Raw genomic sequence first — 24,614 nt, 5'->3', positions numbered from 1 at the left:
CAATACGATTGAACTTTTTTTAAATTTTATAGCCCCAGTATCGACTGGGGTTATTTTTAGGAAGAAAGATGAGCGGTAAAGCGCAGATATTCAAACAAACGGGTGTACGTTGGTTGTGGCTGGCACTGGTGGTGTTTTTAGCCGATATCGGTATTAAATTCATTGTGATGGAAAACATGGGGTATGGCTGGGCAAATCGCATTGAGGTTTTGCCTTTCTTTAATCTGCTCTATGTGCATAACTATGGCGCGGCGTTTAGCTTTTTGAGCGATCAAGCCGGTTGGCAGCGCTGGTTATTCACCGGTATTGCCTTTGTGGTCACGGGTCTATTGACCTACTGGATGAGCAAGCTACCAGCGGCAGAAAAATGGAATAATGTCGCTTATGCCATGATCATTGGTGGTGCGATTGGCAACGTGTTTGATCGCATGGTGCATGGCTTTGTGGTGGATTACCTCGACTTTTATTGGGGTACTTACCATTGGCCTGCGTTCAACTTAGCCGACACGGCAATTTGTCTTGGTGCGGCGATGATCATTCTCGACGGCTTCCGGAAAAAGGAAGAAGAGAAGTAATCTTTGCGAGATCGCGAATAACCCTAAGCGTCGTCGGTTGATTCTGGCGACGCTTTTTAGTATACCCGTCATATTTGAAGCAGCAGCGTTGTTGACTGCGATAATTTCCCGGTACGCCGGCCGCCCTAATCACATAGCGCATTATGCTCATAGGGATGAATTATCTTGTCGCCTAGCCGCAACTCCCACTATTTAGGGTATACACCAAGAAAAACAATAATGACCTCAAGGAAGCAGTAACGTGAGTACAATCAATAATAATTCCGCAGTCACACTGCATTTTACGATCAAAATGAATGACGGTTCTGTCGCAGACAGCACGCACAATATGGGCAAACCCGCGAAGTTTGTTATGGGTGATGGCAGTTTAAGTGAGAATTTTGAGCAGTGTTTGCTCGGCCTCACCGTTGGGGAAAACAAAGCGATTGAGCTAAAAGCGGCGGACGCTTTTGGCATGCCTAACCCAGACCATATTCACCATATGGACCGCACAAAATTTGTTGGCGAAGCGCAAGTGGAAGTCGGCACCATCATGGCGTTCAGTGGGCCGGATGGCATGGAGATCCCTGGCATTATTACTGAAATAGCCGGTGATTCAGTGACGGTGGATTTCAATCATCCACTTGCAGGCCAAGATGTGACTTTTGAAGTTGAAATTTTGTCAGTAGAATAGCCAGCGAAAAGAAAACTACCATGAGCAATGAAATGAAAATCTTGTTAGCGAACCCACGTGGATTCTGTGCGGGTGTCGACCGTGCCATCAGTATTGTTGAGCGTGCACTGGAACTCTATCAACCGCCTATCTACGTACGCCATGAAGTGGTGCACAACCGTTTTGTGGTGGAAGGCTTAAAGCAGCGCGGCGCGATCTTTGTCGAAGAGCTGCATGAAGTGCCAGACGACAATATTGTTATTTTCTCTGCTCATGGTGTGTCTCAAGCGGTGCGTCAGGAAGCCAAAGAGCGTGCGCTAACTGTGTTTGATGCGACATGCCCACTGGTGACAAAAGTACATATGGAAGTGGCGAGAGCCAGCCGTAAGCATATGGAAGTGGTGCTGATCGGTCATGCGGGTCACCCAGAGGTAGAAGGCACCATGGGTCAATATGCCAGCTTGCAGGGTGGCATGTACCTTGTAGAAAAACCGGAAGATGTACTTGGCTTGAAAGCCATTGTTAAAGATCCGAGCAACTTGCACTACGTGAGCCAAACGACCTTATCGGTGGATGAAACCGCGGATGTGATTGATGAACTGCGTCGTGTTTTCCCAGAAATTCAAGGTCCACGCAAAGACGATATCTGCTATGCGACACAAAACCGCCAAGATGCGGTGCGTGAATTGGCGAAAGATGTTGATGTGGTGGTGGTGGTGGGGTCAAAGAACTCCTCAAACTCGACCCGTCTAAAAGAGTTGGCGGAAAAATTAGGCACACCTGCTTACTTAACAGATTGTCCGCAAGACATTGAGCCACAATGGTTTGATGGCAAAGTCAAAGTGGGCGTAACGGCAGGGGCCTCTGCACCAGAAGAACTGGTCAATCAAATCCTAACTCGCATTAAAGAGTTGGGTGCTCAATCGGTTGAAGAAGTGCTAGGCCGTGAAGAGAACATGTTCTTTGAAGTGCCTAAAGAGCTGCAAATTAAGCAGATTGACTAACGAGTCACCCTGATTTGAATACCTAAGGTCAATAGACCCTACTAATGGCGATCTCAGTATCGCCATTTTTAATGGCTGAGTCCCAGCATCTCTTTGAGCAATTTCAGGTAGCGGCGACTGACGGGCACTTCAAATCCAGTTTTAGTGATGATTTCCGCTAAACCATTTTCCAGCAGTTTGATCTCGCTGATGGCTTTAATACTGATCAGGTATTGGCGGTGGCAGCGCACCAATGAGGTTTTTTCTTCCAGAACTTTTAACGTGAGCTGAGTACTGGCGGTTTGGCTGGCTGAGCGCACATGCACACCACTGATGTCGCTGTAGGCGCATTCGACGCTCTCTGTCGCCATAATCACAATGCGGTTGTGGCCAATGCAGGGAATTTGATCGAGGGTCTCAGGGGCTAAACTGGCGATGTGCTGGCTCAAGGCGGAATGACTGGCGGCTTTACTTAGACGTTTAACCGTTTTACGTAAGCGTTCCGGATCAACGGGCTTGAGTAGGTAATCAAACGCATTATCTTCAAAGGCTTGGATGGCGTATTGATCGTAGGCGGTGACAAACACCACGTAAGGCATGGTGTCTGGATCCATCATGCCCAGCAGTTCAATGCCCGTGACTTGCGGCATCTGAATATCGAGAAACACCACATCCGGTTTTAACTCATTAATTTTCTTTAAGCCGACAATCGCGTTGGCGGCGTCGCCAATCACATCAATGTCACCTGTTTCGCTAAGCAGGTCTGTAAGCTCTTCGCGAGCAAAAGGTTCATCGTCGATTACCAGTGCGGTCAACATCCGTTTACTACCTTGTTGGCTAAATTGCAGTGTGATGGCTGCGGGGAATGATAAAGCTCATTTTAGTAAATTGATGCTCTTTCGCCTCGATTTTTAGTGCTGAGTCACGCCCAAAATGGTGCGTCAGCCGTTTATCGACTATTTCCATTCCCAGTCCTGAATGATTTTCTGCTGGGGGCTGATAGCTACCTGCATTATCTTCGACCACGATGACATCACCTTGCTCACAAGATTGGCTGTAAATGCATACCCGTCCTCCCTCCAGCATATTTGAAATACCATGCTTAATGGCGTTTTCCACCAAAGGCTGCAAGGTAAAGCTGGGCAGTTTGATGTCGAACAGCTCTGGTGTGATATCAATCTCTATCTCTAGGCGGTCAGCAAAACGTGCTTTTTCAATGCTGAGGTAGGCATTCACATGCGCCAGCTCTTCTTTCAGTGTGACGGTGTTGATGTTCTGTTTTAAGTTGCTGCGAAAGAAGTGCGACAAATTTTGAATCAGTTCGCGTGCTTTGTCAGGATCGCGACGAATCACCGCGCTAATCGTGTTTAGCGCGTTGAATAAGAAATGCGGATTCACTTGAGCATGCAGCAGCTTAATCTCCGATTGCGTCAGCAGCGTTTGTTGTTGCTGATAATCGCCATAGAGAATTTGGCTGGAAAGCAGTTGGGCAATGCCTTCGGCCATCGACATATTAATGGTTGAAAACAACTTGCGCTTCGGCTCGTACAGCTTAATGGTTCCCACCACCTCTTTACCTGCCCGCAGTGGAATGATCAGTGCCGAACCTAATTTACAGTCGGAAGCGAGAGAGCATTGATATGGACGCTCGCTACCATCGAGATAAATGATGGCGTTTTGACTCATCGAATCAAGAGTGCTTTGCGACGAAATGGGCGTATTAGGCTTGTGGTGATCATCCCCAATGCCGACAAACGCGAGGATCTTATCTTGGTCGGTGATCGCAACCGCGCCCACATTGGTTTCTTCATAAATAATGCGGGCGATTTTTTCTGCGTTGGCACTGTTAAAGCCCGTGTGCAAGATACCCACAGAGCGATCCGCAATGGTCAATGCCCGACGCGAAAAGGTGGCGGAGTACTTTTCAAAGATGGTTTTTCTGTCTTGCAAAATGCTCATAAACAACGCGGCACCGACCGAATTGGCAATGATCATCGGTGCAGCGATGGTGGAGACGAGGTTATAGGCTTGATCAAAGGGCTTAGCGACCACCAACAAAATGATCATTTGCATGATTTCGGCGACGAAGGTGATGCTAAACACCACAGAGGGATTAAATAGCTGTGCGCCTTTGTTTCTCTTAATCAGATAGATATGCAGCAAACCACCAATCAAGCCTTCAGCCGTGGTTGAAATCGCGCAAGCCAAGTCGGTAAACCCCCCTAAGCTGTAGCGATGTAAGCCGCCGGTTAATCCCACCGCAAAGCCCACAATCGGCCCGCCAAACAAGCCGCCCATGACAGCCCCAATTGCACGAGTATTGGCTATGGCGTCATTGATGTGTAAACCAAAGTAGGTGCCCAAGATACAGAAGGCGGAAAACAATAAGTAGCAAAGAACACGGTGGCTCAAACGCGATGAGATGTTCAGCAGTGGTAAGATGATGGGGGTCTTGCTGAGCATATAGGCTAAAACAAGATAGACACACATCTGTTGTAGCAGTGAAATCACCAGTTCCATATTGCCTCTTCGTGGCTACTGTTTGTTGTCGGTGGCATCAGCGTTTGTGAGTCACGATTTTTGACAACACCGAAAGTGAGAAAGCGTTAGTCTGCCTGAGTTTAGCGGATAAAAACAGAGCCTACACTTGGCAGGCTCTGTTGGGTTTAGCAAGCAAAGGTGGATTGATTACGCGGTTTCCGTGACGCCTTGAGGTTTTTCCTCATCGGCAAGGTCCGTTTCGCCTTTGCCTTTTGATGTTTTAATCACGTAACCGGTTACCGCTGCCGCGAAGAGTACGCCAGCAATGGTGGAGAGTTGCATTGGCAAACCAAAGCCCAGCGCGCTGTTGTTGAGGATAAAGGTCACACAAACCGTTGTCATGAAGAAAGCGGGCACTGTGGTGATCCAATGTAGCTTGTTGTGACGCAGTAGGTAAGCTGATGCGGTCCACAACATCATGACAGCGGTGGTTTGGTTGGCAAAACCGAAGTAACGCCAGATGATGCCGAAATCGACTTGAGTCAGAATGCCACCCAGTACGAACAGTGGTACGGCCATCAACAGGCGGTTACGTAGGGTTTTCTGTTCCATGTTGAAGTATTCAGCAAGAATCAAACGGCTAGAGCGGAACGCCGTGTCACCCGAAGTGATAGGCAGAATCACCACACCTAGGAAGGCAATCACGCCACCAAATACGCCAAGCAGACCAAATGATGCGCTGTAAACCACGTTGCCAGGGCCACCGTTTTTCACCGCTTCTGCGAGTCCTTCAAGTGTGCCGAAGAACGAGAGTGCGATAGCACACCAGATCAATGCGATCACACCTTCACCAATCATTGCACCGTAGAAGACAAAACGGCCGTTTTTCTCATTTTCCATACAACGAGCCATCAAAGGTGATTGCGTTGCGTGGAAGCCAGAGATCGCACCACAAGCAATAGTGATGAACAGAGCAGGCCATAGAGGCATATCATTCGGGTTCAAGTTAGTGAACATGTCGCTGACTTGGAAATCACCCATCACGGTGTGCTCAGAAGAGAATGCAATCGCCGTCATCAGACCAACAGACATGAAAATCAGCAACGCACCAAACAGTGGGTAGAAGCGACCGATGATTTTATCAACCGGTACGATGGTTGCGATGATGTAGTAAGCAAAAATCACCACAACCATGGTAGTCATGCTCACAGAGAAGCTGGTTTGGTCATTGATCAGATTGGTGATCATGCCAGCCGGCGCGGAAACGAATACCACACCAACAAGCAGCAGCAAGACAATGGCAAAAATGTTCATAAAGTGTTTTGCGCCATTGCCGAGGTAGCGACCTGTGATAGTCGGTACAGAAGCACCACCGTTACGCACAGAAAGCATGCCAGAGAAGTAATCGTGTACTGCACCAGCGAAGATACAGCCGACAACAATCCAAAGCATCGCCGCAGGGCCGTATAGGGCACCCATGATTGGACCAAAGATAGGGCCAACGCCAGCAATATTCAGTAGTTGTACTAAGTAGACTTTTTTGGTCGACATTGGCACATAGTCAACGCCGTCGGTTTTTGTATGGGCAGGGGTACGGCGATTTTCATTGATACCAAATACTTTCTCAACGAAAGCACCGTAGATGAAGTATCCGCCAATCAGGGCTGCGACACAGGTAAGAAACCACATCATAGCAATTTGTCCTTGGATAATTAATTAAGCTCAGGATGGATAGTAAAGCTTGGTTTGGCGAGATGCATTCGGTGATGAAGTCAGTGGTCGAATATCGAGTTGAGTGGTCGATGGGCCAATTAAGTGGTTTTAACGTTTGCTCAATGGTCGGAACAAAACTATTTTTTGTGCACGAGCGGCATATTCGCTGTTTTTAATGATAATGTATTTGCACAAACAATCAGTTAAGGAAATGGAATGAAAACAAGTGCGCTAGGATTGGCCGTGTTTCTGCTGGCGGGTTGCGTCGCTTCAACAGAGCAACTCGCTCAGCAAGGCGATTGGCAGCAAATTGGTTATCAAGATGGTATCGCAGGACACACTCAGCGTAGCTATAAAGCGTTGGCGGAGTTAGGTGAAGTGAACAAAAGTGACTATGAACAAGGTTACCTTGAAGGGGTAGCGGAATATTGTAACCCCGATTTTGCCTATCAGATGGGACTCTCTGGTCAATACTATGAAGGCGTTTGTGAAGGGACAGAGCAAGCACAAAAATTCCGCATGGAATGGCAGCGTGGTTGGAATGAATACCAAAACTAATTAACCCAACGGATGAGGCAACGGATATGCAAACCGAAACAACCGCATTATGGCTTGCTGGTATAGGGATAATAGGGCTTGCCTGTCAGTGGTTTGCTTGGCGGTTAAAACTGCCTGCAATTCTATTTTTATTGGTGGCGGGCTTATTGGTTGGGCCGGTGAGTGGCTGGCTTCAGCCAGAGCTGCTTTTGGGCGAATTGCTTTTTCCTATGGTGTCATTAGCGGTCGCTGTGATTCTGTTTGAAGGCAGCTTAACGCTGAACTTTCGCGAAATACGCGGTGTCAGTAACACCGTTTGGAGCATAGTGACGCTCGGTGCGGTGGTTTCATGGGGATTAACCAGTACCGCAACTCACTATCTGCTGGGGTTTGATTGGCCGCTTGCGTTGTTGTTTGGTAGCTTGACCGTGGTCACCGGACCAACGGTGATTGTGCCGCTGTTGCGCACCGTTAGGCCATCAACGCGTCTCTCCAATATTTTGCGTTGGGAGGGGATTTTGATCGATCCGCTCGGCGCACTGTTTGTGGTGATGGTGTATGAGTTTATTGTCTCCAGCAGTGAAACGCACAGTTTGGTGGTATTGGCGTGGATTCTGGCCATTGGCCTTGGATTAGGCGTTCTGTTTGGTCAGTTTCTCGCGGTGGTACTGCGCCGTGGCTGGCTGCCTGAATACCTACAACCGTTTGCCGTTTTAAGCTTAGTGCTGGGCGTGTTTGCGCTCTCGAATCATCTGGAGCATGAATCGGGTCTATTAACGGTCACAGTGATGGGGATGTGGTTAGCCAACTCCAAAGGGGTGGATATCAAGCATATTCTTCACTTTAAAGAGCATCTCACCATTCTCTTCATTACTGGCTTGTTCATTTTGTTGGCGGCGCGTATCCAGCCGGAAGACTTTTACACACTCGGCATCAGCGCCTTGGTCTTATTCGCGTTTATTCAGTTTGTCTCTCGCCCGGTATCTATCTATCTTGCGACGCTGCGCAGCTCGCTTAATGGTAAAGAAAAGGCCTTTCTGGCTTGGGTTGCGCCACGTGGCATTGTCGCCGCGTCCATTTCATCGTTGTTTGCGATCAAGTTAGAGTCACTCGGCATGTCTGAGGCTGCGTTGTTAGTGCCACTTACCTTTATGGTGATTATTGGCACTGTAGTGCTGCAAAGTGCAACCGCTCGGCCAATGGCGGTGGCACTAGGGGTGTCAGAACCCGCTCCAAAAGGTTTTTTGATCATCGGAGCGAACGATGTCGCGCGTACATTAGCGCAGGCAATCAACAAGTACGATTGCCGCGTGGTGTTAACGGATTCGAACTGGGATTACATTCGTCAAGCACGCATGGCAGGCTTAGAGCACTACTTTGGGAATCCGGTATCGAGCCATGCTGATGAGTACCTCAACTTAATTGGCATCGGGCATGTGGTGGCGCTGAGTCCTGATCGCTACTTCAACATTATGGCGTGTATGCACTTTCTCAACGACTTCAGTGATAAGCGGATTTTCTGTTTGTACGATAAGTCCAATGGCAATGGCTCGGGTGACAAACATTCGGTGTCCGATGGCTACAAAGGGCTGCCATTCTTAGATGAGGCGATCAGTTATAAAAAGTTAGCCAGCCTGATCAATCAAGGGGCGGAAGTGCGTCACACCAAGATCAGTGAAAACTACACGTACGCAGACTATCGTGAGACGCACGCGAATAATTACGTATTGCCGCTGTTTGTGGTGGATACCAATGGGCGTGTGCAAATTTGCCACAACAGTGCGAACTTCTCGCCAAAAGAAGGAGAGACGATAGTCTCTTTGATCAAGGTGCAAGAAGCCTAAAATTTCACGCGGTGACAGGCATCTACCCGTCACCGCGTTTTATCTAGGCTTTGGGGTAGAGTACACCGAGGCTCGCCAAGCGGCTCGCGCCAGTCACTTCGGGTAAATTGCTTGGTAAGCGGTGCAGGTGGCGATAGGCCAACCAAGCAAACGCCATGGCTTCCATGTAGTCCCCACTGACCCCTTTTGCATCGGTCGTTGAGACCTGCCACTGAGGCAGCTGTTGCTGCAATCGTTGCATCAACAGTGGGTTACGCGCGCCGCCACCACAAACCAGCAACTGCGGTGTTGGACCATAGCGAAAGCGCTCAACTTCTTTACTAATGGTTAAGGCGGTGTACTCACACAAGGTGCGCTGTACATCTTCGCTTCGATAGTTCTGCCCTTGCAGTTTTGCTCTCAACCATTTCATATTGAAAAGCTCGCGCCCTGTGCTCTTTGGGGCGTCTTGATACAAATAAGGCTCTTGCAACAGCGTATTCAGTAACGCTTCATTCACCTCTCCTTGAAGAGCAAACCGTGCGTCTTTGTCATAATTCTGTTGTGTGTGTGTTTCACACCAAGCATCCATCAACATATTCCCTGGTCCTGTGTCGTAACCAAGAACAGGGCGAGTTGGGTGGAGCACTGAGATATTGGCAATCCCGCCGATGTTCAACACCACGGTAGTGGAATCTTGCAGCGCAAATACACTTTGATGAAAAGCCGGAACCAAAGGGGCGCCCTGGCCGCCCAATGCCATGTCTTTGCGACGAAAATCTGCCACGGTGTCAATGTTGGTGCGGGTGGCAATAATGTTGGCGTCGCCCAATTGGGTGGTAAAAGGAAACTCGCCATTCGGTTGATGAAATACCGTTTGGCCATGATTACCGATAGCGCGAATCTGGCTCGCGTCGACGCCTGCTTGGCTGAGCAAATCCATCACGGCATCGGCAAAAAGATGGCCGAGGCGGTGATCAAGTTCGCCAATCTGCTTTAAGTTGGTGGCTTGCCCAGTGCAAACGGAGAGCAGTTGCTGGCGTAAGTCTGCTGGCATTGGGTAGTCACTGTGGGCAATTAAGCGGACTTGCTCTTGGTCGAACTCCACGAGGGCACAATCTACCCCATCCATACTCGTGCCGGACATGACACCGATATATAACTCTTTTGTGCTCACACTCAATTCCATTGTGTTTTCATCATGCAAACCATTGTAATGCAAATTCATTCGGAATAACCTCGATGAGTTTGAGATATTCCGTCTATTTTGGAGAGAAAAATGGGGCCACTTTGGGTTGATGTCGCAGGTTATGAACTGAATGCAGAAGACAAAGAAATTTTACAGCATCCATCCGTTGGCGGATTGATCTTATTTACCCGCAACTATCACGACAGTGAACAGCTGTTGGCGCTCACTGCGGCCATTCGCCAAGTGGTCAAACGTCCTTTTCTGATTGGCGTCGACCAAGAGGGAGGGCGAGTTCAGCGTTTCCGTGATGGTTTTTCTCTGATTCCTGCCGCGGCAGAGTATGCCAAACAAGCCAATGGGCAAGCGATGGCACAAATGGGCGGTTGGCTGATGGCGGCCGAACTGATTGCTCATGATATCGACCTGAGTTTTGCCCCCGTGTTAGACCAAGGCTTTGGATGTAAAGCGATTGGCAACCGAGCGTTTGGTGAAGACACGCAGACTATTTTGTGCCATAGCAGTGCCTACATGCAGGGCATGAAAGCGGTGGGGATGGCAACAACGGGCAAACACTTCCCAGGTCATGGCGGCGTGGTGGCAGATTCGCATCTTGAAACCCCGTTTGATCAACGAAGCGATATTGTTGAGCAGGATATGGCAATCTTCAAAACGCAAATCGAGGCAGGTCTATTAGACGCCATGATGCCTGCGCATGTGATTTACCCGCATTACGATCCTCAACCAGCGAGTGGTTCAGAATATTGGTTAAAACAGGTATTACGCCAGCAATTGGGCTTCAAGGGCTTAATTTTTTCTGATGATCTCACCATGGAAGGGGCCGCCGTGATGGGAGGCCCTGCAGATAGAGCTTTACAAGCATTGAATGCGGGCTGTGACATGCTTTTGATGTGCAATAAACGCGATGCACAAGTGGCAGCCTTGGACGCACTGCCTATCGTCGAGGTTCCCTTGGCATTATCCTTGTTGAAGAAACGCAGCTTCAGCCTTTCTGAACTGAAATTGGCGCCGCAATGGAAAGAAGCAAGAGACAACATGCTACGCATACTGGGCCACTAAAACTTAACAAAAGACGAACTTGAAAACCAAAGCGAGGTGCTTTGGTTTTTTTATTGTGTGTAATTTATTTTTTACACTTAATGTTTTTTATTGTTTACGGTTGATTTTTAATTCAACCCTGATAACTTGTGTTCAAACAGGTTTTGGCTCTCAGGGATATGAGGGTGTAAAAAATAATATACAGGTTTGAGTGTCATGCAGAAAAGTGAACTAAGCAATATTAATATCAGCGATGAACAAGTGCTGATTACGCCAGAACAGCTAAAACAGAAACTGCCACTGAGCGACAACGCCCGCCGCTTCATTCAAGAGTCGCGTAATACCGTCGCCAATATTATTCATAAGCAAGATCATCGTCTGCTGGTGGTTTGTGGTCCTTGTTCTATTCACGATCTGGACGCGGCAAAGGATTACGCGCGTCGCCTAAAAGCGCTCTCTGCCGAGTTAAGCGATCAACTGTATATTGTGATGCGTGTTTACTTTGAAAAACCTCGTACTACTGTGGGTTGGAAAGGGCTCATCAACGACCCTCATCTGGATGGTAGCTTTGATATTGAGCATGGTCTGCATGTTGGCCGTCAATTGCTGGTGGAGCTGGCTGAAATGGAGATCCCTCTGGCGACAGAAGCGCTCGACCCAATTAGCCCGCAATACTTGGCTGATACATTCAGTTGGGCTGCGATTGGTGCGCGTACGACAGAATCACAAACTCACCGTGAAATGGCCAGTGGTTTGTCTATGCCGATTGGTTTTAAAAATGGCACGGATGGCAGCTTGTCAACGGCGATTAACGCGATGCAAGCGGCCTCTTCCAGCCACCGTTTTATGGGGATCAATGCGCAAGGACAAGTGGCATTATTGACGACTCAAGGCAACCCAAATGGTCACGTGATTCTGCGTGGTGGTAAGCAGACCAACTACGATTCTGTGTCTGTGGCGGAGTGTGAGCAAGACATGGCCAAAGTGGGTTTGGATGCGTCATTGATGGTGGATTGTAGCCATGCCAATTCACGCAAAGATTACCGTCGTCAGCCTTTAGTCGCCGAAGATGTGATTCATCAAATTCGCGAAGGCAACAAATCGATCATTGGTTTGATGATTGAAAGCCACATTAATGAAGGTAATCAATCCTCAGATTTACCGCTTTCTGAGATGCAGTACGGTGTTTCTATTACCGACGCCTGTATCAATTGGCAGGCAACTGAGGCACTATTGCGTAAAGCACACAGAGAGTTAGTGCCGCATTTAGAAAACCGTCTCAAATAAGGATAGAGCAAGGTAAATCATGGCAGTTGAACTGAACGCATTGCGTGAACAGATTGATGCAGTAGACAAACAGATGTTGGCGCTATTGGCTCAGCGCTTGGCATTGGTAGAGCAAGTTGGCCATGTGAAAAGCCAACATGGCTTACCGATTTATGCACCCGATAGAGAAGCGGCGATGCTGGCCTCTCGTCGTGCAGAAGCCGAAAAAATCGGTGTACCTCCACAACTCATTGAGGACATTTTGCGCCGAACCATGCGTGAATCTTATGCCAGTGAGAAAGATTCTGGGTTTAAATGTCTCAATCCGGACTTGCGCTCTGTCGTGATCATTGGTGGTCATGGCCAGTTGGGGGGGCTGTTTGCTCGCATGTTTACCCTCTCGGGTTACCAGGTCAAAATCTTAGGCAGTAAGGATTGGCACCGCGCTGATGAGATATTGGATGGGGCAGGATTGGTGGTGGTTACCGTGCCGATTCATTTAACCCAAGGGGTGATTGAAAAGCTGACCCAACTGCCATCGGATTGCATCTTGTGTGACCTCACTTCGATCAAGTCGAAGCCGCTGAAAACCATGCTCGATGTGCACTCGGGGCCGGTTGTTGGTTTGCACCCTATGTTTGGTCCTGATGTGCCGAGTTTAGCCAAGCAAGTGATTGTCTACTGTGATGGTCGAGGTGCTGAGCAATATCAGTGGTTGCTGCAGCAGTTTAAGATTTGGGGGGCAAGCTTGTGCCAAATTGAGGCCAGCGAACACGACCACGGCATGACGTTAATTCAAGCGTTAAGGCACTTTACTTCCTTTGCGTACGGCATGCATTTGAGTCAGGAAAATCCAAGTCTCGATAAACTGCTGAAACTGAGCTCGCCCATTTACCGTCTTGAGTTAGCGATGGTAGGGCGTCTGTTTGCCCAAGATCCAAACTTGTATGGCGACATTATTCTTTCGTCGCAAGAGAACATCGACATGATCAAGCGTTTCCATCGCCGCTTTGGCGAGGCACTAGAGATGTTAGATCAGCACGATAAAGCGCGTTTTGTTGAACGTTTCACGCAAGTGAGCGATTGGTTTGGGGGGTATTCGCAGCAGTTTATGGCGGAAAGCCAAAATTTACTCAAACAAGCGAATGATAACTTGCATCGTGATTAACATTTAAGCGTATTAGAAATAGAAAAAGAGCAGCCAGATGCTGCTCTTTCTATTTTCGGCTTACCTATTGCATTAGTTGGTTTGCAAGCTTGGGTCGACGCTATTCTCTTCACTGGAAACCGTGTCAATACTGGTGTCACGATAGGGGGATTTGGTGAGATTGACTTGTAAGCGAACCACATTATCAATCATCTTAACCAAAGGACTCCATTTAACCGTTTTCTCTTTTTCAAACAGATAGTTGAAGTTCTCTTGGTTCCAATCCATGGTGTACTGTGGATTGAGGGCTCGGCCTAAAAAACGCACTTCGTAATGCAAGTGAGGGCCGGTTGAGTTCCCTGAGTTACCACAAGTGGCAATCACATCGCCTTTACTGACAAATTGGCCGCTTTTGACATTAAAGCTCTGCAAATGGGCATAAGAGCTCATGAAACCAAAAGAATGACGCATGGTGATGAAGTTGCCAAAGCCTTTCTTACTTGGCCGCACCGTTTCAATCACCCCATCGGCAGGTGCCACGATTTCTTCCCCGCGCTTACAGGTGAGATCAATACCGGTATGGGTATGACGCTTGCCTGAGATCGGGTTGGTTCGACGCCCAAACGAAGAAGAGACGCGCAAGTAAGACATTGGGGAATCATTTGGGATCAAGCGGAACATGGTGGCTCGTACTGCGGAGTCAATAGCTGCAGTATCGATGCGCTCTTCCAACGTCGCTTCATCGTCAATGATTTCTTCATCCGCAATGCCCAAAACGGACTCCACATCGAAAACACGTTTACCCAGTAACTGAATTTGGTTACTTTTTTCGGTCAACGTCTGCGACAGAGAGTGATTGGTGTCTAGCTGCTCTTGATAGTCAGCAAGTAGCCGCTGCTTTTCAGAATTGAGTACATTAATTTGCGCATGTAATTCTTGTGACTGTAAGCTTTGCTGCTGGTATAGATACCAGCCACCGCCTAAAGTCAGTGGTAAAGCGGTGATAGAGAGCAGTAAGGCTGCGATTGTGCCTTTACCCAAATAAAAAAGCTGATCCCCATTGTGAGTGGGGATCTGCACGGTGATTTTTTTCGACATAGTTAAATATTTTTATTGGCTAGGCAATTCAACTGGTTTCGTCACCAAGATCCGACAAATGCTCGATCTCTCGGTGCAGTAACTCATCATCGCCCACATTAAGTTCAACCAAGCGTTTCAGATGACTGATACTATCAATATCAATGTGGTTAATCTTAAGTCGGATTGTCTGTTGATCAAAGCCCACAACATCGGCTTCGAGACTGATATCAATATCACTATCAGAAAGTGTGAAGTCCACCAGCACTTTGTCGTTGTTTTTTAACGTATGAATGGAATCAGTACGTAACAACAGTCCATGCAGTGAGAGATCCTGAATCGTAGTATGCAGCACATATTGCCCTTGCTTTACGATCGCAGAGACTTGGTAGATGATGCGTGAAAATCGACGTCGTTCAGTCATATTTACTCTCTCAAAGTTTCCGTTTTCGGGCTGGATAGTAATTGGGACACTAAACCGTAATGAAAATAAAGGCCGCTATATTAGCGGCCTTTGTACAAAATTCAAGCAATAATCTTCTATTTAGTCATACGCTTGTATTTGATACGGTGCGGTTCTGCTGCCGCAGGACCAAGAGTCTTTTTCAGCCACTCCATGTACTCAGTATAGTTGCCTTCGTAGAAGTTAACCTGACCTTCGTCACGGTAATCAATGATGTGAGTCGCAATACGGTCGAGGAACCAACGGTCGTGCGAGATCACCATAGCACAGCCTGGGAACTCAAGCAGCGCTTCTTCTAGTGCACGTAAGGTTTCAACGTCAAGGTCGTTGGTTGGTTCGTCTAGTAAGAGTACGTTGCCACCGGCTTTGAGCAGTTTCGCTAAGTGAACGCGGTTACGTTCGCCACCTGACAGCTCGCCGATCACTTTCTGTTGATCCACGCCTTTGAAGTTAAAGCGAGAGCAGTATGCTCGTGCTGGCAGCTCGAAGTTGTTGATCTTGATGATGTCCGCACCTTCAGAGATCTCTTTGAACACAGTGTTTTTGTCGTTCATTGAATCACGGAATTGATCAACCGACGCCAGTTTCACCGTTTCGCCCATCTCGATAGTACCGGAATCAGGCTGTTCAACACCACTCAGCATCTTGAATAGAGTTGATTTACCCGCACCGTTGGCACCGATGATGCCGACGATAGCCCCTTTAGGCATGCTGAATGAAAGATCGTCGATCAGAACACGGCCGTCGAATGACTTAGTCAAATTCTTCACTTCGATGACTTTATCACCTAAGCGCTCACCAGGTGGGATGAACAACTCGTTGGTTTCGTTACGTTTCTGGTGATCGGTATTCTGTAGCTCTTCAAAGCGTGCCATACGCGCTTTCGATTTGGCTTGGCGACCTTTAGGGTTTTGACGAACCCATTCCAGTTCTTTCTCAATGGTTTTCTGGCGAGCTTTTTCTTGAGACGCTTCTTGTTGTAGACGCGCATCTTTTTGCTCTAGCCATGAGGTGTAGTTGCCTTGCCATGGAATACCTTCACCACGGTCCAGTTCCAAAATCCAGCCCGCAGCGTTGTCTAGGAAGTAGCGGTCGTGGGTAATGGCCACAACAGTGCCTGAGTAATCCACGAGGAAACGTTCCAACCAAGCGACCGATTCTGCATCTAAGTGGTTGGTTGGTTCGTCAAGCAGCAGCATATCTGGTTTTTCAAGCAGTAGACGACAAATAGCCACACGGCGACGTTCACCACCGGACAGGTGCGCTACTTTTTGATCCCACTCTGGAAGACGCAGTGCATCCGCAGCACGCTCAAGCGCGTTATCTAAGTTATGGCCATCTTTGGCTTGAATCAGAGCTTCAAGCTCGCCTTGTTCTTTTGCAAGCGCATCGAAATCCGCATCCGGATCGGCATAAGCGGCGTACACTTCGTCAAGACGTTTCAATGCACCCGCCACATCGGCAACGGCTTCTTCGACCACTTCACGTACGGTTTTGCTTTCGTCGAGAACCGGTTCCTGTGGAAGGTAGCCCACTTTCAAACCAGGTTGTGGACGCGCTTCGCCATCAATATCGGTATCCAGACCAGCCATGATGCGCAATAGGGTCGATTTACCAGAACCGTTTAGGCCCAAAACACCAATTTTGGCACCAGGGAAGAAGCTTAGAGAGATGTCTTTGAGAATTTGACGCTTAGGTGGCACGATTTTGCTCACCCGCGACATGGTATATACGTATTCAGCCATTGCCGATCGTTCCTAAATTTAAATCCACATAGAGGCAATATTTTATATCAACTGCAGCAGATTTGTTACTGTCCAAGGTGAATTTCAGTGGCCATTCCACACTATTCTGCTCACAGAGATTGGCCTGAAAATGAATAAAATTGACAACACGATGACCGCATTAGTGTGTAACTGTGTTTCATTAAAATGCTATCACGATTATTTACATCTGTTATCTTTACAATACGATAACAGAACGATGTAATTGGGTGCATATCATTTTGCTTTGTGGCACTTTTTAAGAGCAATGAACGCTATACAAAAACGTCCGGGGATGTGGCGAAAATGACATTAATGAGTTTGGGGAGAGGGGTAACGAAATCGTTACTAGTATTCACATTGGGATGCGCCGTTAGCTTACCCGCAACAGCCGCAGGAGTGGTCACTTTAAAGAAACAACGCGTGTTATATGAACAAGCACAGCAGTTTTTAGATGAAAACAATAGTGAGCGGTATTTGGAGATTCGTTCTCAGTTGGACGATTACGCGCTCACGCCGTATTTGGATTACCGATTTTTTCTTGCGCAGTTGTCTTCCAAAACACCTCAAGAGGTTGAGCATTTTATTGAAAGTAGCCGTGACTATCCTTTCTCGCAACGCATTCGCGCGCCTTACTTAGACAGCTTATATCGTCAGCAAGCTTGGTCGGATGTCATTGACTTTCAACGCCAAGAGCCGAAGGGAGAAAGCTATCAGTGCATTTACTATTATGCTCAGTACCAGCAAGGCCAAAAGGAATTCGCTTTCAAAGGTGCAAAGCAGCTATGGTTGAGTGGGCTTGACGTTGCCGAACAGTGTGATCATCTGTTTACCGTTTGGGAGCAGGCTGGTGCCCGCAGTGATGAGCTTATTGTACAGCGCATGCTGTTGGCGTTTGAGCAAAAAAACAGCAAATTGATGACCTACCTGATGAAGTTGCCTAAAGGCAATCTCGCTAAGCAACAGGTCAAAGAAATGAAGGCGTTGTTCAATAGACCAGAGTCAGTTGCGGAGTTTGCCAAAAAGCACAAAGCCAGTGATTTCTACCGCAAACAGAGCCAACTTGCGTTGGAGAAGCTGGCGAGAAAGGACATCCATCAGGCCCAAGCTGTTTATGACCAAGTGATTAAATCTCAACGTTTTTCTACAATACAAGCGCAAGAGTTGGCCGAGTATTTGGCATTTCGGCTGATAAATACCGACTCTCCATCATTAGCCGCATGGCGAGATGCGGTTTTAAAAAAATCCCACAAGCAGAATTTGCTTGAACGACGTATCAGGCTTGCCTTACAAGAAGCGGATTGGAAAGGTGTACAATCTTGGATTAGTAAGCTGGATGGCGAGCAGCAGAACTCACTGCGTTGGCAGTACTGGTTGGGACGCAGTGAAATTGCATTGGGTAACCAAACACAAGGTAAAAAGCGCCTTAGCCAATTAATTGGGCAACGCAATTTCTATAGTGTCGCGGCTGCTAAAGAGATCGGGCAGTCGATTAATTATCCAACGTCGACGTTGAAACTCGATAGTCAGAGTATTGAGCCTTACTACGAATCTCTTGCTCGAATTGAAGAACTGATTACTTTAGACAAAATCGCAGCAGCGAAAAGTGAGTGGCAATACCTGCTGTCACGCAGTGACGAACAAATGCAAGGTATGCTTGCGGTCTATGCGGCCTCAAAGCGCTGGTATCATCTCACCGTGACGGCCAGTATTGCGGCGCAAATGTGGGACAACATGGAGATTCGTTTTCCGGTGGCGCATCGCTGGTGGTTCAATTTCTATGCTGAGAAGCACGATATTGATCCTATTATGTTGATGTCACTTGCCCGTCAGGAGAGTGGTATGGATGCCGAAGCTACCTCTCCAGTCGGTGCGCGCGGCATCATGCAAATAATGCCCGCAACCGCCAAGTACACAGCCCAAAAGTATCAATTGAGCTATGAAGGCTCTGATGACTTGTACCAAGTCGGTAAGAACATCGAAATTGGCAGCCACTATCTCAATGGTTTATTGGAACAGTACGATAATAATCGAATTTTTGCGTTTGCCGCTTATAATGCAGGCCCACATCGAGTGAAAAGCTGGCGAGAAAGAACGGCTGGTAAGTTAGATGCGTATGCCTTTATTGAAGCCATTCCGTTTAGAGAAACGCGTGGATATGTACAAAATATCCTGATGTTTGAAACCTATTACCGAGATATTCTTGGTGTTGATGGGGCGTTTCTAAACCAGCATGAACTCGAGGCCAAATACTGAGATAGGTAAAAAGTAATGTCGCAACAACCGGAATATAACGACTGGCAACAAATCGTCGATTTGGTGAAAATCAGCGTAGAGCAAGAACAGCATGATATGTTGCTGACGATGTTAATGACGCCTGACGAGCGAGAAGCGCTCATCTCCAGAGTTAATATTGTACGTGAGTTGTTAAAAGGTGAGCTTTCCCAGCGACAAATCAGCCAAATGTTGGGCGTTGGTATTGCGACCATTACTCGAGGTTCCAATGAGCTGAAGTTAAAGTCAGATGAAGATAAAGCGCGCTTGAATCAGTTATTGGAAGGGACGAAAAAAGGCGGTTGATACCGCCTTTTTACTCTTGAGTTCTTATCCTAGCTTAAGTTGGCAGGGAAATGCTCAGGATTGGTAAAAGGAATTAAGGCTAAGATTAACGCTTGATGGTAGACCGAGCTACGAGTGAGCTGGTTTTGCGTCAATAAACTGATCGCTCCACCTTTTTGTTTAATATTCTCGGTGCCAAACACCTCATCCATCACATCCCCCAGCTCGTTTGCATTGGCCAATTTGGCAATGACATTCGGTGGCAACATCAAACTGGCTGAACGAGATTCGCCACGATGAGTGTGAGATTCAATCACCATCCAAGCGAAGGTGACGTTACCATCAATGCCTGCTTCCAAACCAACATAAAATGCACCGTCTGATCGGCAAGCCTTAGCATTTCTGACTCGATTAAGAGCACCAAGGTGAGTCTCGCTGTCGCTCATTGGCTGATCGGCCACTTCGCTAGGGACATTCACCCCCACAAATTCAAAGGCGCTATCGGGAAAGGTACTTGTGAACGCGCTTTCCACTGCGGTGATTTTGGCTGGGTTCAGCGAAGCAATAATGACTTTTTGCGTTGTCATGATCTTTTAGCTCAGTTTAACTTGTGTCGCTTTCACGTTCTCGCTTGGGTAGCATCCTAATACTTTTAAATGCTTAGTGATCTTTGTGAGCTCGCCAAGTGCCAACTGCATCTCTTCAGAGTCGAGGTGCGCTTCGAGATCGACATAGAACATTTCTTCCCAAGGATTGCCCATGATAGGACGCGATTCTAGCTTGGTCATATTGATGCCATAACGCTGCAGTACCAGTAAGGTTTCCACTAATGAGCCCGCTTTTTGTGAGGTCGACATGATCAGCGTTGTTTTGGCCGGGATCTGAGTGGACACTTCAACTGGCTTACGTGCCACGACAATAAAACGAGTGTGGTTCTCTGTTTGGTTGGCTATGTTGCCCTGAATTGGTTGCAGCCCGTAAAGTTTGCCACTGGATGCGTTGCCAATTGCCGCCACATCATCACGATTGAGTTCTTGCACTTTCTTCATTGCATCAGCGGTGCTCGCGCACGATTTCAGGGTTACCCCTTTTAAGCGACTTAAAAACTCGCTGCATTGCTGATGCGGTTGAGGGTGAGAGTAGAGCACTTTTATTTCTTCGAGACGCACATCTTTGGTGGCCACCAAGCAATGCTCAATGGGTTGTGTCAGCTCACCAACAATGTAGAGCGTGGTGTGTTGCAGTAAGTCGTAAACTTCGTTGATCGAGCCTGAGCTGGTGTTTTCAATCGGCAAAACGCCAAAATCGGCATGGCCCGATTCCACGGTTTGGGTGACTTCTTTAAAGTGCTCGCAGTTGAGTTCGATAAGCTCTGTATTCTTACGACTGAAGTATTCGCGACTGGCAAGATGCGAGTAGGAGCCCTTAGAGCCAAGAAATGCGACTCGAGCGAGAGGCTTTCGGCTCTGCTCTGGGTTGAGCAGGTTTTGCAGGTATGATTGCTGCAGCAGCACCGAATCTTCAATAATGGTATGGAACAGCTTGGTAATGTACTGAGCGTCGAGCTGATACTTCTCACGACCATTCGTAATCAGTTTCACTAGCAATTGTTGCTCACGTGAAGCGTCTCTAACTGGTTTTGAAGTTTCGACTTTGCTTTTAGCCACTTCAATGCTGAGCTTACGGCGCTCTGAAAGCAGGCTAAGCAATTGGTCATCTAGGTTATTTAATCGCAAACGAATCTCATCGAGAGAAAGTGGCTGTTCTGTCATCGCTCAGTTCCTTAATAAAAAAGCCCCCCGATGTGGGAGGCTTTCTGTTTGTTTTTGACTTTTCTTTCACAAACGAGTCGGCCTCTCCATTATCGAAGAAAAAAGAAGTCAAAAATAAACAGAGAGTGGATTTGCATAAATAGTAAACTTTTGTGAATGTGGGAACACAATAAGCAAGCCAGCATTGAGCGTCAAGCAAAAAAATGGCGCCTTTTGGCGCCATTCCCTCAATCTGGTTGATGATTACTCTTCTTCTACGACTTCTGGTTTTTCAGCTCGACGTGCATCAGGCTTATGTTGCAGTTTGTTCAATTGTCGTTCTAGTTTTTGTTCCACCTCGTTGATGGCTGCGTATAGATCTTCATGAATCGCGGAAGCAATTAGCTGTCCTTTAGGAACCTTAATCACGGCCTCGAACTTCATCTGTTTTCCAGGTTCTTCACTAAAGGTCGTTTGACAACTAATAATATCGGTTTGCCATTTTTCTAGCTTTTTAAATTTGCTCTCAATGTGATTGCGGATAGCAGAGGTGATTTCGATGTTTTTACCAGTGATGTTTAGTTTCATAAATGCGTTTCCTCTGTTGCATCCCTCATGGGTTGACTCCAGATTACGATTTTAAGGATAAAAGAATGTGATGTGGATCACATTCTTATGGGCATTTTTTATTGTTCAAGAGGAATGTGATCTTTCGCAAGCCTTGTTGTTTTTTCTTTGAAAAAAGCTTGTGCTTCGATAGGAAAACAGTAGATTGGGTAGAGTAGATGGCTGAAATTCAACTGCTTTTCAGGGGAGTTGTTCAGCTTAAATAACGAGTTGTATCAAAAAGTAACCAATATCGTTTTATGATCTTTGTCACTCCAGTTTATATGAAAACGCCGCTGTATTGTCAGCGGCGTTTTAGTTTTTCTTGTCATCGTGTCTTTAGAGTGGATTCAGACGTATTAGCTCTTCGGTGCGTGCGATGGCATCTTGTAAGCCCAGTTCTTTATACGCTGCTAGCTGAATTTTGAGTGATTTTCTAGCAGCAATGGTATCTGGGTAAGTTTTCTGCAACTCCTGGCAACGGTTGATGGCTGCAATCCATGCTTCGCGACGTAAATAGTAATCGGCGGTTGCTAAGTCATATTCTGCTAAGCGGTTTTTTAGAGCAAACATGCGTTTTTGCGAATCTTCCGCGTATGGGCTGTTTGGATAGCGCTCAAGCAGCTTTTTGAAATCATCAAAAGCTTGTTTGACTGGCTCAGGATCGCGATCACTACGATCAACGTTAAACAAATCATGCATGAAGTTGCGATCTTGTGCCATGTGGGTGAGGCCACGCATGTACAATACCCAGTCCATTTTTTCGTGTGTGGGATTTAAACGCGTAAAACGCGAAATGGTCGCCAAACCCAAGGCCAAATCATCGTTCTTGTAGTAGGCGTAAATCAAATCAAGTTGTACTTGTTCTGAGTAAGCACCAAAAGGGTAGCGGGAATCTAGCGCTTCTAGTTTCTCAATCGCTGTGAGCCAGTTTCCTCCTTGAAGAGAGGTTTGTGCTTCTGCATACAGCTCTGCTGGTGGCACATCCGGCACAATTTGTTCACTGCTTGAACAGCCAAACAACACTGATACCGCGAGCAGGCCTGCTAAAGTATGGTGTTTCATGTCAGGAGTCGATTCCTTGATTCTAAATATTTCTTAAGCTTCCGTTACTTTCTTGTCAGTAACAGATACAATGTTGCAATACACTATTTTTCCACAGTAGTGAGCATTAGTCTCACAGTTTTTAAAAAAGTTCCATATGGCTCAGCAGATTGAATTAACAAATACCGTAAAAGATAGTCAATTAGGCCAACGCCTAGATCAAGCTATCGCAGAGTTGTTCGCTGACTTTTCTCGCTCGCGCCTGAAAGAATGGTTGCTTGAAGGAAAAGTTACCGTGGACGGGAGCGTAGTCACCAAACCTAGAACGAAAGTAATGGGCGGGGAAGTGATTACTGTTTTGGGTGAGCTGGAAGATGAAGTGCGCTGGGAAGCGCAAGATATTCCACTGGATATTGTCTATGAAGATGACGATATCTTAGTGATCAATAAGCCTCGTGATTTTGTCGTCCACCCAGGGGCTGGTACGCCAGACGGTACAGTGTTAAACGCATTGTTGTTCCATTGTCCTGAAGTGGCGGAAGTGCCGCGTGCAGGCATTGTTCACCGTTTGGACAAAGACACCACGGGTCTGATGGTTGTGGCGAAAACCGTACCGGCACAAACACGTTTGGTGCGTGCTCTTCAAAAACGCAATATTACGCGTGAATACGAAGCCATTGCCATTGGTCGAATGACGGCGGGGGGCAAAGTCGATAAACCGATTGGCCGCCATGCAACAAAACGTACCTTAATGGCGGTGAGCCCCATGGGTAAGCCTGCTGTGACGCATTTCCGAGTGGCGGAGCATTTCCGAGAGCACACGCGTATCCGTTTGCGTCTTGAAACTGGCCGTACTCACCAGATTCGTGTGCATATGTCTTACCTACAACATCCATTATTAGGTGATGCGGCTTACGGTGGGCGTGCGCGAATTCCAGCGGGCGCTTCTGAAGAGGTTACGGCAATGATCCGAAACTTTGATCGCCAAGCGCTTCATGCAGTGATGCTGCGCTTTGAGCATCCGATCTCGGGTGAAGAGATGGAGTTCCATGCGCCGGTGCCAGACGATATGGTTGAGTTGACTGAAACTTTACGTCGTGATGCACAAGAGCATGGTTTACCAGACGAGTATTGATTGATGATTATCCCCAACTGGCCAGCGCCTAAGAATGTCAAAGCATTATCGACGACTCGCCAAGGTGGCTATTCGACGGACGTTTACGCTGGTTTGAACTTAGGCACACATGTTGGGGATGATTTTTCAATAGTAATGAGAAATCGTCAATGGTTAGCCGAACAGGCTCAGATGCCGAGTGCACCGATTTGGCTCAATCAAACTCATTCCACGACGGTGATGGAAGCCACAGTTCCAACCGAAGTAATCCTTGATGCTGATGGGGTTTTTACCCATTCTTCTGGTGTCGTTTGCAGTGCGATGACTGCCGATTGTTTACCCGTTTTAATCACCAATACCTCAGGGACACAAGTTGCAGCCGTGCATGCTGGCTGGCGTGGTTTAGCGGGTGGAATCGTTGAGGAAGCACTTCGTCAATTTTCACAAGATGTGCTGATTTGGCTTGGTCCTGCGATCGGTCCTCAGGCTTTTGAAGTCGGAGACGATGTGGTGGAGGCCTTTTGTCAACAACACCCTCAAGCAGTGAATGCGTTTTCTGCTCATACCACACCAAACAAGTGGTTGGCAGATATGGATCAGTTAGCGCGTATTCGTCTCTCTTCAATTGGGGTTGAGGCGATTTACTCTTCTAATTTGTGTACCTATCAAGATTCACGCTTCTATTCTTACCGTCGCGAAGGTGTCACTGGGCGTCAAGCGAGCTTTATCTGGTTTGACTAACGTCAGTTTTATTTTACCGAGCGTTAGTTTTTAGTTCCCCCTTGAAAAACGATTTTTGCGTAGCCATCTTTCAT

Annotated in this window: 23 protein-coding genes and 1 other annotated feature; of the genes, 12 read left to right on the top strand and 11 right to left on the bottom strand. The window is 47.3% G+C overall.

All coding sequences use genetic code 11. The features are described 5' to 3' along the window. Positions 1-68 precede the first annotated feature (68 nt). The 3 genes from lspA to ispH all read left to right on the top strand — a co-directional run bounded on the left by lspA (position 69) and on the right by ispH (position 2,231). Entirely contained in the window at positions 69-575 is a 507-nt protein-coding gene (lspA, locus tag FC652_RS07375) for a signal peptidase II (protein WP_011078595.1), read from the top strand. A gap of 241 nt (positions 576-816) precedes the next feature. Next, positions 817-1,248, top strand: coding sequence for an FKBP-type peptidyl-prolyl cis-trans isomerase (gene fkpB / locus FC652_RS07370; RefSeq protein ID WP_060532465.1), 432 nt, complete (start codon positions 817-819; stop codon positions 1,246-1,248). Between the two features lie 20 nt (positions 1,249-1,268). Then, the gene (gene ispH / locus FC652_RS07365) at positions 1,269-2,231 is read left to right on the top strand and encodes a 4-hydroxy-3-methylbut-2-enyl diphosphate reductase (RefSeq protein WP_011078593.1); all 963 of its coding nucleotides are present in this window, start codon (positions 1,269-1,271) and stop codon (positions 2,229-2,231) included. 68 nt (positions 2,232-2,299) lie between these two features. On the opposite strand, the gene btsR is transcribed toward ispH, so the two are convergent. From btsR to FC652_RS07350, 3 genes are all read right to left on the bottom strand, one after another. Beyond that, positions 2,300-3,028, bottom strand: coding sequence for a two-component system response regulator BtsR (gene btsR, locus FC652_RS07360; protein ID WP_011078592.1), 729 nt, complete (start codon positions 3,026-3,028; stop codon positions 2,300-2,302). Positions 3,029-3,047: 19 nt separating this feature from the next. After that, on the bottom strand, positions 3,048-4,730 hold the full coding sequence (locus FC652_RS07355) for a sensor histidine kinase (protein WP_176298069.1): 1,683 nt from the start codon (positions 4,728-4,730) through the stop codon (positions 3,048-3,050). 168 nt (positions 4,731-4,898) lie between these two features. Next, positions 4,899-6,383, bottom strand: a complete 1,485-nt coding sequence (locus FC652_RS07350; protein ID WP_011149556.1) for a carbon starvation protein A — start codon at positions 6,381-6,383, stop codon at positions 4,899-4,901. 237 nt (positions 6,384-6,620) lie between these two features. Between FC652_RS07350 and FC652_RS07345 the strand changes: the two genes are divergently transcribed. Beyond that, positions 6,621-6,962, top strand: coding sequence for a DUF2799 domain-containing protein (locus FC652_RS07345; protein WP_011149558.1), 342 nt, complete (start codon positions 6,621-6,623; stop codon positions 6,960-6,962). A 26-nt stretch (positions 6,963-6,988) separates the two neighbouring features. Then, positions 6,989-8,785: a sodium:proton antiporter gene (locus FC652_RS07340; protein WP_176298068.1), complete on the top strand. Its 1,797-nt coding sequence runs from the start codon at positions 6,989-6,991 to the stop codon at positions 8,783-8,785. Between the two features lie 43 nt (positions 8,786-8,828). On the opposite strand, the gene FC652_RS07335 is transcribed toward FC652_RS07340, so the two are convergent. Continuing rightward, a complete protein-coding gene (locus tag FC652_RS07335; protein ID WP_080608668.1) occupies positions 8,829-9,992 on the bottom strand; it encodes an anhydro-N-acetylmuramic acid kinase in 1,164 nt (387 codons plus the stop codon). Positions 9,993-10,043: 51 nt separating this feature from the next. Between FC652_RS07335 and nagZ the strand changes: the two genes are divergently transcribed. From nagZ to tyrA, 3 genes are all read left to right on the top strand, one after another. Next, positions 10,044-11,030, top strand: coding sequence for a beta-N-acetylhexosaminidase (gene nagZ / locus FC652_RS07330; protein WP_176298067.1), 987 nt, complete (start codon positions 10,044-10,046; stop codon positions 11,028-11,030). A gap of 195 nt (positions 11,031-11,225) precedes the next feature. Beyond that, a complete protein-coding gene (locus FC652_RS07325) occupies positions 11,226-12,296 on the top strand; it encodes a 3-deoxy-7-phosphoheptulonate synthase (RefSeq protein WP_176298066.1) in 1,071 nt (356 codons plus the stop codon). Between the two features lie 19 nt (positions 12,297-12,315). Then, a complete protein-coding gene (gene tyrA, locus FC652_RS07320; protein ID WP_011149565.1) occupies positions 12,316-13,443 on the top strand; it encodes a bifunctional chorismate mutase/prephenate dehydrogenase in 1,128 nt (375 codons plus the stop codon). Between the two features lie 72 nt (positions 13,444-13,515). Here the strand turns inward: tyrA and FC652_RS07315 are convergent, their stop codons facing one another. The 3 genes from FC652_RS07315 to ettA form a co-directional block, all read right to left on the bottom strand. After that, positions 13,516-14,520: a M23 family metallopeptidase gene (locus FC652_RS07315; protein WP_176298065.1), complete on the bottom strand. Its 1,005-nt coding sequence runs from the start codon at positions 14,518-14,520 to the stop codon at positions 13,516-13,518. A gap of 28 nt (positions 14,521-14,548) precedes the next feature. Beyond that, positions 14,549-14,923 carry a PilZ domain-containing protein gene (locus tag FC652_RS07310; RefSeq protein WP_176298064.1) on the bottom strand — a complete coding sequence of 125 codons (375 nt, stop codon included), beginning with the start codon at positions 14,921-14,923 and terminating at the stop codon, positions 14,549-14,551. Between the two features lie 116 nt (positions 14,924-15,039). Further along, the gene (gene ettA / locus FC652_RS07305; protein ID WP_130249056.1) at positions 15,040-16,707 is read right to left on the bottom strand and encodes an energy-dependent translational throttle protein EttA; all 1,668 of its coding nucleotides are present in this window, start codon (positions 16,705-16,707) and stop codon (positions 15,040-15,042) included. A 324-nt stretch (positions 16,708-17,031) separates the two neighbouring features. Here ettA and sltY point away from each other — a divergent pair, with 324 nt between their 5' ends. Both sltY and trpR read left to right on the top strand, forming a co-directional pair. Then, a complete protein-coding gene (sltY, locus tag FC652_RS07300) occupies positions 17,032-18,981 on the top strand; it encodes a murein transglycosylase (RefSeq protein ID WP_176298063.1) in 1,950 nt (649 codons plus the stop codon). A gap of 15 nt (positions 18,982-18,996) precedes the next feature. Then, positions 18,997-19,305 carry a trp operon repressor gene (trpR, locus tag FC652_RS07295; RefSeq protein ID WP_176298062.1) on the top strand — a complete coding sequence of 103 codons (309 nt, stop codon included), beginning with the start codon at positions 18,997-18,999 and terminating at the stop codon, positions 19,303-19,305. A gap of 29 nt (positions 19,306-19,334) precedes the next feature. Here the strand turns inward: trpR and yjjX are convergent, their stop codons facing one another. The 4 genes from yjjX to FC652_RS07275 form a co-directional block, all read right to left on the bottom strand. After that, on the bottom strand, positions 19,335-19,871 hold the full coding sequence (gene yjjX, locus FC652_RS07290; RefSeq protein ID WP_176298061.1) for an inosine/xanthosine triphosphatase: 537 nt from the start codon (positions 19,869-19,871) through the stop codon (positions 19,335-19,337). Between the two features lie 6 nt (positions 19,872-19,877). Beyond that, positions 19,878-21,056 (bottom strand): prephenate dehydratase, encoded by a 1,179-nt coding sequence (pheA, locus tag FC652_RS07285; protein WP_176298060.1) that lies wholly within the window; start codon positions 21,054-21,056, stop codon positions 19,878-19,880. Positions 21,057-21,069: 13 nt separating this feature from the next. Beyond that, positions 21,070-21,191, bottom strand: a sequence feature (Phe leader region). Positions 21,192-21,299: 108 nt separating this feature from the next. Then, positions 21,300-21,623 carry a ribosome-associated translation inhibitor RaiA gene (raiA, locus tag FC652_RS07280; RefSeq protein WP_011078575.1) on the bottom strand — a complete coding sequence of 108 codons (324 nt, stop codon included), beginning with the start codon at positions 21,621-21,623 and terminating at the stop codon, positions 21,300-21,302. Positions 21,624-21,980: 357 nt separating this feature from the next. Beyond that, the gene (locus FC652_RS07275) at positions 21,981-22,706 is read right to left on the bottom strand and encodes an outer membrane protein assembly factor BamD (RefSeq protein WP_176298059.1); all 726 of its coding nucleotides are present in this window, start codon (positions 22,704-22,706) and stop codon (positions 21,981-21,983) included. Positions 22,707-22,842: 136 nt separating this feature from the next. Between FC652_RS07275 and rluD the strand changes: the two genes are divergently transcribed. Together rluD and pgeF are read left to right on the top strand one after the other, a co-directional pair. After that, complete coding sequence (rluD, locus tag FC652_RS07270) at positions 22,843-23,820, top strand: 23S rRNA pseudouridine(1911/1915/1917) synthase RluD (RefSeq protein WP_176298058.1); 978 nt, start codon at positions 22,843-22,845, stop codon at positions 23,818-23,820. A gap of 3 nt (positions 23,821-23,823) precedes the next feature. Further along, a complete protein-coding gene (gene pgeF, locus FC652_RS07265; protein WP_176298057.1) occupies positions 23,824-24,540 on the top strand; it encodes a peptidoglycan editing factor PgeF in 717 nt (238 codons plus the stop codon). Positions 24,541-24,614 lie beyond the last annotated feature (74 nt).

The organism is Vibrio sp. 05-20-BW147, from assembly GCF_013369385.1.
Taxonomy (GTDB): domain Bacteria; phylum Pseudomonadota; class Gammaproteobacteria; order Enterobacterales; family Vibrionaceae; genus Vibrio; species Vibrio floridensis.
This window is presented reverse-complemented; position numbering and strand designations above follow the sequence as displayed.

Coding starts and splice junctions, on each gene's coding strand:
- FC652_RS07335 (WP_080608668.1), bottom strand. CDS start 9,992: ATGAATTTGCATTACAATGGTTTGCATGATGAAAACACAATGGAATTG.
- FC652_RS07310 (WP_176298064.1), bottom strand. CDS start 14,923: ATGACTGAACGACGTCGATTTTCACGCATCATCTACCAAGTCTCTGCG.
- tyrA (WP_011149565.1), top strand. CDS start 12,316: ATGGCAGTTGAACTGAACGCATTGCGTGAACAGATTGATGCAGTAGAC.
- trpR (WP_176298062.1), top strand. CDS start 18,997: ATGTCGCAACAACCGGAATATAACGACTGGCAACAAATCGTCGATTTG.
- FC652_RS07345 (WP_011149558.1), top strand. CDS start 6,621: ATGAAAACAAGTGCGCTAGGATTGGCCGTGTTTCTGCTGGCGGGTTGC.
- rluD (WP_176298058.1), top strand. CDS start 22,843: ATGGCTCAGCAGATTGAATTAACAAATACCGTAAAAGATAGTCAATTA.
- ettA (WP_130249056.1), bottom strand. CDS start 16,707: ATGGCTGAATACGTATATACCATGTCGCGGGTGAGCAAAATCGTGCCA.
- sltY (WP_176298063.1), top strand. CDS start 17,032: ATGACATTAATGAGTTTGGGGAGAGGGGTAACGAAATCGTTACTAGTA.
- FC652_RS07275 (WP_176298059.1), bottom strand. CDS start 22,706: ATGAAACACCATACTTTAGCAGGCCTGCTCGCGGTATCAGTGTTGTTT.
- FC652_RS07355 (WP_176298069.1), bottom strand. CDS start 4,730: ATGGAACTGGTGATTTCACTGCTACAACAGATGTGTGTCTATCTTGTT.
- lspA (WP_011078595.1), top strand. CDS start 69: ATGAGCGGTAAAGCGCAGATATTCAAACAAACGGGTGTACGTTGGTTG.
- FC652_RS07340 (WP_176298068.1), top strand. CDS start 6,989: ATGCAAACCGAAACAACCGCATTATGGCTTGCTGGTATAGGGATAATA.
- nagZ (WP_176298067.1), top strand. CDS start 10,044: ATGGGGCCACTTTGGGTTGATGTCGCAGGTTATGAACTGAATGCAGAA.
- FC652_RS07350 (WP_011149556.1), bottom strand. CDS start 6,383: ATGATGTGGTTTCTTACCTGTGTCGCAGCCCTGATTGGCGGATACTTC.
- pheA (WP_176298060.1), bottom strand. CDS start 21,056: ATGACAGAACAGCCACTTTCTCTCGATGAGATTCGTTTGCGATTAAAT.
- btsR (WP_011078592.1), bottom strand. CDS start 3,028: ATGTTGACCGCACTGGTAATCGACGATGAACCTTTTGCTCGCGAAGAG.
- FC652_RS07315 (WP_176298065.1), bottom strand. CDS start 14,520: ATGTCGAAAAAAATCACCGTGCAGATCCCCACTCACAATGGGGATCAG.
- raiA (WP_011078575.1), bottom strand. CDS start 21,623: ATGAAACTAAACATCACTGGTAAAAACATCGAAATCACCTCTGCTATC.
- pgeF (WP_176298057.1), top strand. CDS start 23,824: ATGATTATCCCCAACTGGCCAGCGCCTAAGAATGTCAAAGCATTATCG.
- FC652_RS07325 (WP_176298066.1), top strand. CDS start 11,226: ATGCAGAAAAGTGAACTAAGCAATATTAATATCAGCGATGAACAAGTG.
- ispH (WP_011078593.1), top strand. CDS start 1,269: ATGAGCAATGAAATGAAAATCTTGTTAGCGAACCCACGTGGATTCTGT.
- yjjX (WP_176298061.1), bottom strand. CDS start 19,871: ATGACAACGCAAAAAGTCATTATTGCTTCGCTGAACCCAGCCAAAATC.